The following is a 13758-nucleotide window of genomic DNA, read 5'->3' on the forward strand; positions in this document are numbered from 1 at the left end:
CGCGGCCCGCCCGGCGTCGGCCAATCGTTCGCGCCAACCGCTCGGAACCCGCTCAAGCATGGTTGATCTCCGTGAGTCGGATGGTGGTGCGCCGGGCCGCCGTGGTGACGTACCCGTCGGGCAGACCGATTTCTTCGTCGGACAGGTAACAGCCCGGGTCTTCGGCCCAGGCGTTGCCGGTCAGCTGCTGGGCGCGGGTGCGCGTGTTGCCACCGCAAATGGCGAGGTATCGGCACCGCGCGCAACGACCCTCGACGGGCCGGGGCTTGGTCTTGAGTCCGGCCATCAACGGATCCGACGTGTCGGTCCAGATCTGCGAGAACGGACGCTCGCGCACGCTGCCTAGGCTGTAGTGCCACCACATGGTGTCGGGATGAACCACGCCGAGGTTGTCGATGTTGGCCACGTTGACCCCGCTGGCGTTGCCGCCCCAGGCGACCAGGCGATCACGCAGTGCCTCAGTCCAGCGCGGAAAGCGCTGCGCCACCCATTGCAGCAGGTAGGGGCCATCGGCATCGTTGTTGCCGGTCACGTATTCCTCGTCCAGTCCATCGTGCGCCGCCTGCCAGGCGCGTTCGAACAGCCGATCCAGTGCAGCGCGGGTGGTTTGGGACTGCGCGTCCTTGCTGCGATGGATGTTGCCACGGCCGGCGTAGTTGAGATGCGAGAAATAGAATTTGTTGACCCGCTCTGCCCGCATCAGATCGAGGAGCGGCTCGAAATCATGCGCATTCAGCGCAGTCATGGTATAGCGCAGGCCGACCTTGACCCCGCGTTCGCGCAGCAGGCGCACGGCCATCAGACTGCGGTCGAAGGCTCCGTCGAGGCGGCGGAATTTGTCGTGCGTCTCCTTCAGACCGTCCAGGCTGATGCCTACATAGTCAAAGCGGTGCGCCGCAATGCGGTCGGCCATGGGGGCATCGATGAGGGTGCCGTTGGTCGACAGTCCGATATAGAAACCTAGGCGCTTGGCATGTTCGGCGATGTCGAACAGGTCCGGCCGCATCAGCGGCTCACCGCCAGAGAGGATGAGCACCGGCACGTTGAAGGCCTTGAGATCATCCATGACGGTCAATACCTCGTCGCGCGAGAGCTCGCCGGGGTAGTCGTGATCGGCTGAGAGGGCATAGCAATGTTTGCAGGTGAGGTTGCAGCGCCGGATGAGGTTCCAGATCACGACGGGGCCGACTGGGTTTCCGTTGCCGCGAGGTTTGGCAGCGGGCCATTGCCCGGTCAGTTCGGCCAACGCGAGTTCGCGCAGGTACTGGCTGATACGAAACATGTCAGTCCTCCGAGATACGCAATCCCGTCTTCTTTAGGATGGCGGTGGAGTAGAGGATGTCGTGCGAGCGGCAGGCGTCGCCCAGCAAGGCCGCCACCTGCTGCGCCTGGGCCTCCACCTCGTCTCGCGATCGGCCGTGCAGCATAACGAACAAGTTGTAGTTCCAGATGGGTGGTTTTCTGAGGCGCTGGTAGCAGTGGCTCACGAAGGTGAGCTTTCCGATTTGCTCACCGAGTTCGTCCACGCGTTCATCGACGACGTCCCACACGCTCATGCCATTGGCGGTGAAGCCAAGGCGGTAATGGTTGGGGACGGCACCGATGCGGCGGATCACGCCCTCATCAAGCATGGCCTGTAGCCGCTCTTGCACCAGCTTGCCGCTGATGCCCAGTGCGGCACCCACGGCTTCATAGGGGCGAGGCACCAGGGGCAGGCCCGACTGCGTGGCGCGGATGATGCGACGGTCCAGTTCATTGAGGGGCATGGTCACCTCCGGTCAGCAGCGGCAGGCGCAGTTCGACGAAGAACTCGCGCTTCTTGGGGAAGGTGTAGACCGGTAGCTTGGTCATGGCTTCGATCTGTTCGGTCACGCGCTCGACCTGATCGGGGCGTTCCACGGCGATGACGAACCACATGTTCAGCGTTGTGGCGCCGGGCTGGTTGGGGTGGGCCGATTCGCGGCGGTAGTTATGGGCGACTTCGCTGAGGGCCCCCACCTGCGCGGCCACGGTCTCGAAGCGCTCCTCGGGCACTGCCATAGCGGCCAGAACGAAACGGCCACCGGCGCGCTCGATCTGGAACAGTGGACCAAAGCGCGTGAGGTCTCCGTTCGCCAGCAGGCGTCGCAGGCGGTCGATCACCGCGTCCTCGCTGCAACCGAGGTCGGCCGCTACCGCAGCAAAGGGGCGATCGCACAGCGGAAAGCCGCCGTGCAGCCGGTCAATCAAGCGCAGGTCGTCAGGCGTGGGCATGGATAGCCTCCGGTGCTGGGGCAGCGCCGCCGGCAGCGTGCCAGCCGCGAAATCGTCGCCCGCCGGTCTGCTTGAAACGACGGATGGAGAACAGCACTTCGCGCGGGTAGCCGTCCAGACCGGCTGCCATTGTTATGCGCTCAATAACGGCCATCACCGCCTGACGGTGGGTGCCGTGTACCATGGCGTAGAGGTTGTAAGGCCAACCCTCGGCGCGCTCGCGCCGGTAGGCCAGAGTCACGCCGACCTGAGCAGCCAGCACCGCTCCGACGGCGTCCACGCGGGCATCGGGGACATCGAACACCGTCATGGCGTTGGCCGTAAAGCCCAGTTCGTGATGGCGTACCACCACGCCGAAGCGCTTGAGTCGGCCTTCTGCCAGCCAGTGATCAATGCTTTCGATCACTTCATTCTCGCTCCAGCCCAGTTCTTCGGCCCAGGCCGCGTAGGGATACTCGACCAGCGGCAGTCCGGCCTCTACCCGCTGGGCCAGCGGCCACAGGCTGGGCGTCAGTGGTGCCAGGGCGCTGCGTCGCGGCAGCGCGCGCATGGGCTGCGTGGCCGTGTTGCCGCGCAAATCGAAACCCAGATCGATCCGGTACGGGCGCACCATGCGCAACCGCAAGGTGCGCAGGCCGGTGACCCACTCCAGATCCGTTACCCCGTTATCCACCGCGGCGCGGTCGGTGCCGGTCATCACGAACCAAAGGTTGTAGTGATGCTCACGCAGGTAGTTGTGATTGACGCCCGGATGCGCCGAGACCGTGGTGGCCACCTCATCGATACGGTCCACCGGCACGGCCATGGCCACCAGCATGGCATCGCCGCCACTGTCATGGGCGAAGACACCGCCGATGCGGCTGATGTGGCCGTCTGCCTGGGCCTGGCGTAGCGTGTCGAGCACCGCAGCGCGCGATTGACCGGTCGCGTCGGCCAGTATGCCGAATGGGTCGTGGCACAACGGAAAGCCGCGCTGCCAGTCGTTGAGTAGGCGCAGGCTGGTGTCGATCGGATGGCGTACCGCAGTGACCATGGTTCAGAACCCCATGCGGGCCGCGCGCCAGGTGAAGAAAATGCCACTGGGCGCCGGTATGTCCAGTCGGGCCAGGACGCGAAAGTCGCTGGTGCTGACCACGCTCACACGGTTGTCGTCGCGGCTGCTGATCCACACTGCCTCGCCGCGAGGCGTAAACTCCATATGGAGTACCGCCTTGCCCGGTTCGAGCGTCTGTACGACTCGTTGGCGCAGCGTATCTATGACCTGCACACGGTGGTATTGGGGTACGGCGAAGTTGACCCAGACCTGGCGGCCGTCTGGCCGCGCCATCACGAACACGGGCTGGCCTGCAACTGGGACGCGGCCCACTTCCTGCCAGCTTTCGGTGTCCACCACCAGCACCTCGTGCCGACCGATGGCGGGCAGATAAATGCGGCGTCCGGCCACGGCCCAGCCGCGCAGATGCGGCATCTTGTAGACAGGCAGCGGCTGCTGGCCCTTGCCATAGCCATCGAGGATGCGTACGACCTTGGGCTGGTCTGCCCAGAGATCAAGCATGGCCAGTCCGTCTTCACCGAACAGGCCGGCGATGTAGTGGCGGCCGTCGGGTGTAACCAGCGCGTCATAGGGCTGGCGGCCGATACCACTGAACTTGCGGGTGGTGATGTGCTGCAGATCCGAACAGTCGGTGACCCAGATCGCGTCGGCGTCGAACAGGCTGTAGGCAAAGCGCCGGCCCGGCAGATCGACCAGCCCCACGACGCGGGACAGTTTGCCGGGTGCGTATTCGGCCGGAATGTCGGCCACGAGTTCGAGCGTGCGCGAGTCAAATACTTTTATGCCGCCGGGCGTGTAGTTCTGCGCCGCGACCAGCGTGCCGTCGGCGCTGATGGCGCCGCCGATGGAATTGCCCGCCTGCATGACGCGGCGGGTGATGCGCTGCGTGAGCAGGTCGACCATGGTGAGCGCGCCGTCGCGCCCGAACACATAGGCATAGCGCCCGTCGCGCGAGAACACGACCGAGGCGTGAGAAAGATCGCCCAGACCGGGCACTTCGCCGATCAGGGTGCGGGTGGAGGTGTCGACCAGGTAGAGCGTGCCGTTGGCGCGGCCGATGACCACGCCCAGGTCGCCGGTGCCGCGCAGCGCGGGGGCGGCACAGCCGGCCAGTCCGCCCAGTGCGGCGAAAGATGTGAGGGTGGCCGCCGTGGCCAGCCATTCGCGGCGTTTCATCGCGTACCCGCATGTTCTTCAGGAAAGCCCTGCTGCAGGCGTTGTGCAATCCAGCGTGCCTCGGACTCGCTGAGCATCGCCTTCCAGGGCGGCATGGGAGTGCCGGGTCGGCCGTGGTAGATCACGGCCGCCAGGTTCTCCAGCGGAAAGTCGGCCAGGGCCGCCGGGGTCAGGGCCGGCCCCAGCCCCCCGGTCAGACGCATGCCGTGGCAGGACCCGCAGTCCTGCCGGACCATGTGCACCAGCGCCCGCGCCCGCGCCGCATCCGGCTCACCCGCCGGCTGCGCCAACGCAGCAAAAGCAGGAAAAGCCAGCAACAGCGAAAGAAGAGAACGAAGGTTCATGGCCAACGAACAACCAACAAAAGCAGATCAACGAAGAGACTCCAACCCAGGGGCCCCGTGGAACCGGCTTCGCCGGGCCGCAGGGGCCGTCCCCCCTCGAAGCGCCGCAGGCGCGCCACGGAGGGGGGGAAGCCGCGTCAGCGGCGCAGGGGGAGACTCAATACACGTCGTGCTGGGTGTTGTGGACGTTGAAGTGGCCCGTCGGCGTGATCAGGCGCGGGTCCTTGATCACGGCCTTGAGCTTGAGCGTCTTGTCGTCGACGACGACGATTGCGCTTTCCTTGTTTTTCGCGCTCCACACCGAGAACCAGACCTCATCGCCCGACTTGTTGAACTCCGGTTGCACGACGCGCTTGGCGCCATCGTCCTTGATTCCCGCCCATTCGGCGATGGGCAGCACGGTGTAGCCCTTGTCCAGGTTGCGGATGTCGAACACCGCCACGGATTGCGAGATCTTCGGATCCGGGTTCAGCGGCGTGTCCACATACAGGTGGTGCGACTTGGGATGGGTCTTGATGAACAGCGACCCGCCACCCTGGCCCTTGAGCGACTGCACCATCTTCCAGGCGTTGGCCTTGTGCTTGACCGGGTCGGTGCCGATGAGCGCGATGGTCTCGTCACCCAGGTGGCCCGTGGCCCAGACGGGGCCGTACTTCGGATGGACGAAGTTGGCGCCACGGCCCGGGTGCGGGATCTGTCCGACGTCGATCAGCTTGACGAGCTTGCCTTCCTTCGCGTCGACGGCGACGATCTTATTGCTCTGGTTGGCGGCAACGAGGAAGTAGCGCTTCGTCGAGTCCCAGCCGCCGTCGTGCAGGAAGCGCGCGGTGCCGATCGAGGTGACCTTCAGCGCGTCGATGTTCGAGTAGTCGACCATCAGCGTCTGGCCCGTCTCCTTCACGTTGACGACGAACTCGGGCTTGAAGTGGCTCGCGACGATGCTCGCCACGCGCGGCTCGGGGTGGTACTCCTGCGTGTCGACGGTGTTGCCGCGCGTGCTGACGATCTTCAGCGGCTCGAGCGTGTCGCCCTTCATGATCACGTACTGCGGCGGCCAGTAGGCGCCGGCGATCGCGAACTTGTCCTCGTAGCCCTTGTACTTGCTGGTGTCGACCGAGCGCGCCTCCAGACCAATGCGGATCTCGGCGACGTTGTCGGGCTTCTCCATCCACAGGTCGATCATGTTGATCTTGCCGTCGCGCCCGATCACGTACAGGTAGCGTCCGGAGGCCGACAGCCGCGAGATGTGCACCGCGTAGCCGGTCTTCACGATGTTGATGATCTTCTTCGTGTCGCCGTCGATCAGCGCCACCTCGCCGGTGTCGCGCAGCGTGGTTGAGAAGATGTTGCTGATGTTGTAGTTGTTCATCTTCTTCTTCGGCCGCTGCTCCGGCGGCACGATGACCTTCCACGTCGCCTTCATGTCCGCCATGCCGAATTCGGGCGGTGTCGGTGGGTCGTGCTGGATGTAGCGCGCCATCAGGTCCACTTCCTCCTCGGTCATTTCGCCGCTTGTCTGCCAGTTGGGCATGCCGGCCGGCGAGCCGTAGGCGATGAAGACTTTGAGGTAATCGGTGCCTTTGGTCTGTGTGATGTCCGGAGTCAGCGGCTTGCCGGTTGCACCCTTTCGCAGCACGCCGTGACAGCCGGCGCAGCGCTCGAAGTAGATCTGCCGCGCTTTGTCAAACTCGGCCTGCGTCATCGGCGGCGCCTTGGGGTTGGTGGCCTGGTACATCGGCTCGTTGGCCAGCGGTGATCCACCGGCTTGGTAATTGCTCTCTGGCAGAGTGATGTTCTTCTTGTCCTGGGCCAGGCTAGATCCAGCCACCAACATTGCAGCCATGCCCAGCGCCGACAGGACGATCTGAGTGGTCTTCATGGGGGTTCTCTCTGTATGCGGTCAGCTGTGAAGGAAGGTCACACCAACGACGGTGCAACCGGCTCGCGAGGCAGCTGTCCTAGACCATGTTGCGAGCTGAACGCATCGTCTATCGCCATCGCTGGTCTGTCCTTGAACTGGTTCAAGGACGCGCTGCGGCAGGCTCTGAACAATGACCGACAGCAACAGTCCCCACAAGACGGAGCTCCCATGAACCTGGTCGACCTGAGTCAGTTGATGAACCCGACGCGCCGCGCCAGCAGGGCAGCGCCTGCACCCGGCACGGTCACCTTGCTCGGCGCTGGGCCGGGTGACCCGGAGCTGCTGACCGTCAAGGCTGTCAAAGCCCTGCAGGCGGCGCAGCTGGTGCTGTACGACCGCCTGGTCAGCCCGGCGGTGTTGGAGTTGTTGCCATCGCAGGCGGAATGCATCTATGTGGGGAAGGAGTCGTCGCGCCACACCATGCCGCAGGAAAATATCATCGAGCTCATGCTGCGGCTGGCGCGCAGCGGCCGTTCGCTGCTGCGCATCAAGGGCGGTGATGGCTACATCTTCGGCCGCGGCGGCGAGGAGGCACAGGCGCTGGCCGCCGAGGGCATCCCCTTCATCGTCATCCCCGGCATAACCGCAGCGCAGGGCGCAGCGGCGTCGGTGGGCATACCGTTGACCCACCGTGACCACGCCGCCTCGCTGGTGCTGGCCACCGGCCACCTGCGCGATGGCAAAGACCTGGACATGGACTGGGCCATGCTTTCCCGCCCGCGCCAGACGGTGGTGCTCTACATGGGCGTAAACAACCTACCCGAAATCTGCCGCCAGCTCATGCACCACGGCCTGCCCGGCGACACGCCGGCTGCGCTGGTGGAAAAAGCCACGCTGCCCGAAGAGCGCTGCATCACTGGCACCGTGGCTCGACTGCCTGCGCTGGCTCGGCGCCACCAGGTTCGACCACCGGCGCTGATCATAATCGGTACCGTAGTGACTGTGCGTGCGCAGTTGCAGCAGGCGCTGGCCGCAGATCCAGTCGCCGAGTCGGTAACCGCTGTCCACGCGTTGACCGGATAGAACGCGAACATCGGCCGAGGCAGTACGGTTTTGCGTCGCTAGGCGGTCGACGTCGTTTTGAGCATGACGCCGAACCACGGGTCAAATCGCTCTGAACCTGGTTCTGCAGGGCATCCGAAGCGCGGTTGGCCGAGTGCGGGGCCTGCGGTCCATAAAAAAGCTCGCAGTTGACACCGCCGACTGCGGCTTGCGGGCTTGGTCAACCGTTTGTCAATACCTGGAACCCATGACGCACGCGTCTCAAGACGCGTGCGAGTCATGCGATCTGTGTGTTGCCTCAGCCGCTCGTGGAGCCTGTGTTGGGCATCATCGAGTCCGTGACATGCGTGCCCCACATAAGATTCGCGCCACGGCGGTCCTGGCCACAAGCTTATTCAAGGCCGACAGGTTGCTAGGGTAGGCGCACCGACCCCATGCGCTCCAGTATCACACGGGTGTGCGAGGGAGCCGTCCCAGCAGCCAGCCGCCTTCCATAGCGTTTGGGGGCAGGCAGCAGCGCCGCCAGACGCGCTGCCTCGGTGGCGCTGAGTTGTGCCGCGGACTTGCGAAAGTAGTGCTGCGCCGCCGCTTCGGCGCCGAAGACGCCGTCGCCCCACTCCACGCTGTTGAGATAGATTTCGAGGATGCGCCGCTTGTTCAGCAGGGCCTCCAGCATCCACGTCAACCACAGCTCCTGCCCCTTGCGCCACAAAGTGCGCTCGCCGGACAAAAACAGGTTTTTGGCCAGCTGCTGCGTGATGGTCGACCCCCCCGCCACGCGCGCCGGGCGCACCGGTCCGTCGCCGTGGCCTCGGGCGCGGTCGCGCAGTCGCTGGTTGCGTTGCCAGGCGGCGGTCACCGCGTCCCAGTCGACGCCGAAGTGATCGACGAAGCCGGCATCTTCGGCGGCCACCACGGCGCGCTTCAGATGCGGTGAGATACGCTCGTACGGCACCCACTGCTGGCGCCAGCGGTGGGCGTCGCCGGTTTGCAGCAGTCGCCACAGCTCCGAGCGCTGAAAGGTGGTGCTGCTGGGGTCGATGAAGCGCAGCGCGGCGATGCGCGCCACCCACCATCCTTGCAGGGCCAGCGCGGCCAGCAGCACCCCCAGCAGCATCGACCCCAGCGCGTGCGCCACGCGGCCGCGCCGTGGGGGTGCGCCGGCGGCGCGGGCAGCGTTGCGTCGGCGACTCATGGCGTGGCGGCCGGGGCCGTCATTTGGGTTTGCAGGCCCGCCTCGCGCGTGAAGCGAAAGCGCGAGACGACCACGATCTGATCGGCGCGCGCGCGCATGGCGGGGTTGAAGTGCGCAAAGCGCAGGCTGTGCACGATGGCCTCGGCGCGCCGATCGAGCACGGGGTTGCCCGAGCCCTGCACCACTTCCGTGGCCAGCACCCGCCCGTCGTGATTGACAGTGATGGTCATGGTCAGCTCGCCGTAGAGTTTGCGCCCCCCCTGTTCGGGAAACTGCGCGGTGCCGCGGTCCTCGATACGGCGGCGCAGCTCGTCGTAGTACAGCGCGTACACCGCTTCTTGGGTGGCCGGGCTGATGTAGCGGCGTCGCGGGCGCGCGTTTTCCTCGTTGATGCGGCGCTCGATTTCGGCCAGGGTGCGAATCAACGCGCGCCGACGCTGCTCGCGGCCGTCGGCATCGGCGTTGGCCGGCAGCGGAGCAGCGCTTAAGCGCGCGATTTCCTCACGCAACTGGGCCAGCAGCCGGGTTTGCTGCGCCTTCATCGCTTCGATGCGCTGCTCCTCGTCCTCCAGCGCATCGCCGACGCGCACCACCGGGGCGGGTGGTAGCGGTGAGGTGGCGCGGCCCTGGTCGAGCTGTCCACCGCCGGCCAGATTCGCCTGCGCGATCGCCTGGGCGCGCTGTGGCGCTTGCTCGCTGCGGGCGTTGACCAGAATCACCTCCAAGGGGGCATCCTGCAGCAGCCGCTGGGGGCGCAGCGGAGGTACGAACTGCACCGTCAGTACCACGGCGTGCGCCACCACCGACAGCGCCAGCGTCCACGGCAGCGGGTCGGCCCGCAGGCGGTCACTGAGGGTGGCGAGCACACGCGGCAGCGCCATGGGGGCAGCCTCACGTCGCGGCGGCAGAGGGCGCCCCGGCATCGTCGGACGCACCTTCGTCGCCGTCGTCCAGCGCCACGGCAACGGTCAGGGGTGCGGCCAGCGGCGCCTCGCTCTCGCCCTCCAGCGTTTCGTCGGTCTCGGCCACCGGCTCGGTGGCGCCCAGGCGTTCGACGACGGTGCCGGTGACTTCCAGTGACACTTCGTCGATCGTGCCCAGCCGCACGCGCACGCGCTCGCCCCGTTGCAAGCCCTCGGTGCCCAGTACCGAAAACACCAGCGGCAACGTCTCGGCACGTACCAGGTTGTCCTTCAGATAGGCCGCTTCGAGCTCGGTGATGCCCTGCTGGCGCAGATAGCGCAGCGTCCAATAGCGCTCCATCGTGCCCTGGAACTGGTTGTAGGCGCTGTAGGCGGCGTCGAAAGCGCTGATGATGGCCAGTAGCGCGGCGTCGCGTGGCTTGAATGGCGCTGCCAAGGCTGCGGCCGCCCCGTGGCGCGCGCAGGCGATGATTTGCCACTGGTTGACCAAGTCGGTGTAGCGGCGCAGCGGCGACGTGCTCCAGGCGTAGCACGACACGCCGATGCCGGCGTGCGGCAGCGCCTTGGTGCCCATGCGCACCTTCACACCGGGGGCCAGGCTCGCCTGGCTGCGGTAGATGCCGGGCACGCCCAGGCTCGCCAGCCACTGGCCCCAGTGGCTGTTGGCCAGGATCATCGCCTCGGCCACCATCAGGTCCAGCGGCGCGCCGCGGGCGCGCGTGCCGATCACCACCGTCTCCTCGCCGGTCGGCTCCGGCCCGGTCACGCCTTCCAGGTTGAAGGTGTAGTCCGGGCGGGTGAAGGTCTCGGGGCGGCCGCGCACCGCCTCGCGCCGCGTCTTGCACGCCTGCGCCAGCCGCCACAGGAAGGCCAGCTGCGGCTGCAGCGCCGCCACCTCCGGCGGCGCCTCGTGCGCGCGCGCGGGCTCGTCCAGCCATGCCGCCGTCACCACGGTGTCGAGCCGGTCGTGGCGCAGGTTGTGCGCGATCGGCACGCGCTCCAGCCGCGTCGTCGCGCCGCGGATCTCCAGCGTCCCCTCGTCGATCGTCAGGTACAGCGACACCGCCGGCCGCGGCGCGCCCTCCAGCAGCGTGTAGGCCTGCACCACCGCATCCGGCAGCATGGTGATCTTGTGCCCCGGCATGTAGACGGTGGACAGCCGCTGGCGCGCCACGGCGTCCAGCGCGCTGTCCGGCGCGATCGCCAGGGCAGGGGCGGCGATGTGGATGCCCAGCGTCACCGTGCCGCTGCCCAGGCCCTGCACGCTCAGCGCATCGTCGATCTCGGTGGTGCTGGAGTCGTCGATCGAGAACGCCGCCACGCCGTCGGCCAGCGGCAAGTCGTCCGGCAGCGGCGGCGCCGGCAGGTCCGGAAAGCCGGTGCCGCGCGGAAAGTGCTCAAACAAAAAGCGCTGCCAATGGAACTGGTAGGCGCTGGTGATGGCCCCGGCGCGCTGCAGCAGCGCCAGCGGCGCCAGGTGCGCCTCGCGCGCGGCGTGCACCACGGCTTTGTATTCCGGCGCGTTCTTGTCCGGGCGGAACAGGATGCGGTAGAGCTGCGCGCGCACCGCTTCCGGGCAGCGGCCGGCCACCAGCTCGGCGGCCCAGGCGTCGATCTGCGCCTGCACGGCCTTCTTGCGCTCGATGGCGGCCAGCGCCTGTTGCAGCACATCGGCCGGCGCCTTGCGGAAGCGCCCACCCTTGCCGGCGCGGCGGAAGTAGTGCGGTGCCTCGTACAGTTTCAGCAGCGTCGCCGCCTGCTGCACGGCGCTGGGCGGATCGTCGAAGTACAGCGCCGCCAGCTCCGCGAAGCCGAACTCCTCCTCCGGCGCGAACTCCCACGCCAGGTCGAGGTCGATGTCCGCCGCCAGCGCCCCGGCCTGCTCCAGCAGCGCGGCCGGCGCCGGCTGCTCGAAGGTCAGCAGCACATGGGCGGACTTGACCTTGAGCCGGCGGCCCGAGTCCAGCTCGAGCTGGACCGAGGCGTCGGTGCCGGACAAGATGCGGCCGGCGTGCAGCTTGCCGGCGTCGTCGAACAGGGCGAACAAGGTGGACGGTCTCGCGCGCGTGACGGCGTAAAGGCGGCGGGCGCCGTGCGCCCACCGCGGGTTGCGGGGGTGGCGCCTAGTGTAACGACACGGCGCCCGGCTAAGCGGTCGCGGTGCCGGCCGGCAGGCTCAGACGGCCTGGGGGGTGAGCGGGGCGGTGGGCAGCCGGCGCAGCAGCGCGCGCAGCGCCGCCCCGTACAGCGGCAGCAGCGCCAGCAGGCTGAAGGCGAGCTTGGTGGCGTAGTCCACCGCGGCGATCTCGACCCAGTGCTCGGCCATGAAGGCGTCGGGGCTGCGCCAGAACGCCGCGGCGAAGAACACGAAGGTGTCGATCAGCCCCCCGACGATGGTGGAGGCGGCCGGTGCCACCCACCACGCGCGCAGCCGGCGCAGCCGCGCGAACACGGCGATGTCGGTCAGTTGGCCGACCACGTAGGCGGCAAAACTGGCCAGCGCGATGCGGAAGACGAAGTCGTTGAACGTGGCCAGCCCCGCCCAGCCGGCGAAGCGCCCATCGACGAACAGCACCGACACGACGTAGGAGGCCGCCAGCGCCGGCAGCATCACGCGCGCGACGACGCGCCGCGCCGCGGCGGGCCCGAGCAGCCGGACCGTCAGGTCCGTCAGCACGAACACCAGCGGAAACGTGAACGCCCCCCAGGTGGTGTGCACGCCGCCGATCTGAAACGGCAATTGCACCAGCACATTGCTGGCGATGATGACGAGCACATGCAGCAACGCGAGCACCGCCAGCACACGCGGCAGCTGTTCCGGGGGCAGGGGATGGGATGGGCGCGGCGACGGCGCCGTGGCGACGAAGGCCATGGAACGATCCTTTTTGATGAGTGGGGTAAGGGAACCCACACCGACCGCAATGGCCGGCTTGGAGGTCGAAGGGAGCAAGTGTAGCGCGCCCCGCGCGGCCGTGCATGCCGCGCCTTCGTCAGCCCAGCATCGTGCGCCAGATGCCGCGCGCACCTGGCCGAAGGCAACCTGACCGCTCTTGGGCTGGGGGCTGCCCTGCGCGTCGCCGATGACGAAGATGCGCGCGTCCGCCTTGGCCTGGAAGGTCGGCAGCTCCACGTCGGCCCAGCACTGACCCAGGCCCGCCTGCCGCACCAAGGCGTGGGTCCGCATCGGCAGCATCAGGTTGGCGTGGTCGTAGCGCAGCTCGCCGTCGCTGGTCTGCAGCGCGCGCTTGCCCGCGTCCACCGCCTGCAGCTCGACGCCCGGCAGCGCGTCGACGCGTTCGTAGCCGTGCAGCAGCTCCCCCAGCTTGCCGGCCGTGGCGACCTAGCAGGCCGTTGAAAAACTCCCCCGCAGCTGCCCGTGCGGCCGGTACCATGTGAGCGGCGGCGACGCCGAGACAGCAGACACCGAAGATGAGAGGCACACAGAACATCCAGGGGGCGATGTTCAGCGACGTCAGCCTCGAAGAGCGGGTACCGGCCAGACACCCGCTGCGCGAGCTGCGGGGCTTGGTGGATGCCTTGCTGGCCAGCATGAGCGCAGAGTTCGAAGCGGTCTATGCCCGCCGCGGCCGCCCTTCGGTGCCGCCAGAGATGCTGCTCAAGGCGCTGCTGCTGCAAATCCTGTTTTCCATCCGCAGCATGCCACCCAGGCGGCCGTCGCAGCCCGGAAAAACGGCTTGCGCCGGCTTCGGACCCACGCAAACGGGTACATGGCCGCTTCGATGGGGATTTTTCAACGGCCTGTTAGGGAACCTCTGCACTACCCCGCCCACTCGTTCGTGGCGACGAGTTCAGGGTCAATATCGTTTCGTAGGATGGGATCGAAACAGATGCTGAACGGTTCTTGGGCTCCAGCAAGCCCCTTCGTGGGC

The 13758-nt window shown here is 67.1% G+C and carries 12 protein-coding genes and 1 pseudogene; 2 read left to right on the top strand and 11 right to left on the bottom strand.

The features are described 5' to 3' along the window. Nucleotides 1-52: 52 nt before the first annotated feature. From nirJ to Tfont_RS07785, 7 genes are all read right to left on the bottom strand, one after another. A complete protein-coding gene (gene nirJ / locus Tfont_RS07755; RefSeq protein WP_143969001.1) occupies nt 53-1282 on the bottom strand; it encodes a heme d1 biosynthesis radical SAM protein NirJ in 1230 nt (409 codons plus the stop codon). Between the two features lies 1 nt (nt 1283). After that, the gene (gene ahbB / locus Tfont_RS07760; RefSeq protein WP_143969002.1) at nt 1284-1766 is read right to left on the bottom strand and encodes a siroheme decarboxylase subunit beta; all 483 of its coding nucleotides are present in this window, start codon (nt 1764-1766) and stop codon (nt 1284-1286) included. Next, on the bottom strand, nt 1753-2253 hold the full coding sequence (locus tag Tfont_RS07765; RefSeq protein ID WP_143969003.1) for an Lrp/AsnC family transcriptional regulator: 501 nt from the start codon (nt 2251-2253) through the stop codon (nt 1753-1755). The genes ahbB (Tfont_RS07760) and Tfont_RS07765 overlap by 14 nt, the downstream gene beginning before the upstream one ends. Beyond that, nucleotides 2240-3286: a siroheme decarboxylase subunit beta gene (gene ahbB, locus Tfont_RS07770; protein WP_143969004.1), complete on the bottom strand. Its 1047-nt coding sequence runs from the start codon at nt 3284-3286 to the stop codon at nt 2240-2242. The genes Tfont_RS07765 and ahbB (Tfont_RS07770) overlap by 14 nt, the downstream gene beginning before the upstream one ends. Nucleotides 3287-3289: 3 nt before the next feature. Then, nucleotides 3290-4483, bottom strand: coding sequence for a cytochrome D1 domain-containing protein (locus Tfont_RS07775; RefSeq protein WP_143969005.1), 1194 nt, complete (start codon nt 4481-4483; stop codon nt 3290-3292). After that, nucleotides 4480-4827, bottom strand: coding sequence for a c-type cytochrome (locus tag Tfont_RS07780; protein WP_143969006.1), 348 nt, complete (start codon nt 4825-4827; stop codon nt 4480-4482). Before Tfont_RS07780 ends, Tfont_RS07775 begins: the two co-directional genes overlap by 4 nt. Nucleotides 4828-4984: 157 nt before the next feature. After that, entirely contained in the window at nt 4985-6706 is a 1722-nt protein-coding gene (locus Tfont_RS07785; RefSeq protein WP_143969007.1) for a nitrite reductase, read from the bottom strand. A 210-nt stretch (nt 6707-6916) separates the two neighbouring features. On the opposite strand from Tfont_RS07785, the gene cobA reads away from it, so the two are divergent. After that, nucleotides 6917-7771, top strand: a complete 855-nt coding sequence (gene cobA, locus Tfont_RS07790; RefSeq protein ID WP_390612386.1) for a uroporphyrinogen-III C-methyltransferase — start codon at nt 6917-6919, stop codon at nt 7769-7771. Between the two features lie 391 nt (nt 7772-8162). On the opposite strand, the gene mtgA is transcribed toward cobA, so the two are convergent. The 4 genes from mtgA to Tfont_RS07810 all read right to left on the bottom strand — a co-directional run bounded on the left by mtgA (nt 8163) and on the right by Tfont_RS07810 (nt 12740). Continuing rightward, nucleotides 8163-8945 carry a monofunctional biosynthetic peptidoglycan transglycosylase gene (gene mtgA / locus Tfont_RS07795; RefSeq protein ID WP_390612388.1) on the bottom strand — a complete coding sequence of 261 codons (783 nt, stop codon included), beginning with the start codon at nt 8943-8945 and terminating at the stop codon, nt 8163-8165. Continuing rightward, on the bottom strand, nt 8942-9826 hold the full coding sequence (locus Tfont_RS07800) for an energy transducer TonB (RefSeq protein WP_143969009.1): 885 nt from the start codon (nt 9824-9826) through the stop codon (nt 8942-8944). The genes mtgA and Tfont_RS07800 overlap by 4 nt, the downstream gene beginning before the upstream one ends. A gap of 10 nt (nt 9827-9836) precedes the next feature. Continuing rightward, on the bottom strand, nt 9837-11915 hold the full coding sequence (locus tag Tfont_RS07805; protein ID WP_143969010.1) for a ribonuclease catalytic domain-containing protein: 2079 nt from the start codon (nt 11913-11915) through the stop codon (nt 9837-9839). Between the two features lie 129 nt (nt 11916-12044). Beyond that, nucleotides 12045-12740, bottom strand: coding sequence for a 7-cyano-7-deazaguanine/7-aminomethyl-7-deazaguanine transporter (locus Tfont_RS07810; protein WP_068610957.1), 696 nt, complete (start codon nt 12738-12740; stop codon nt 12045-12047). A gap of 557 nt (nt 12741-13297) precedes the next feature. Between Tfont_RS07810 and Tfont_RS07820 the strand changes: the two are divergent. Next, nucleotides 13298-13525: pseudogene (locus tag Tfont_RS07820) on the top strand (transposase); the annotation flags it as partial. Between the last annotated feature and the right edge of the window lie 233 nt (nt 13526-13758).

The organism is Tepidimonas fonticaldi (genome assembly GCF_007556755.1).
GTDB classification, from domain to species: domain Bacteria; phylum Pseudomonadota; class Gammaproteobacteria; order Burkholderiales; family Burkholderiaceae_C; genus Tepidimonas; species Tepidimonas fonticaldi.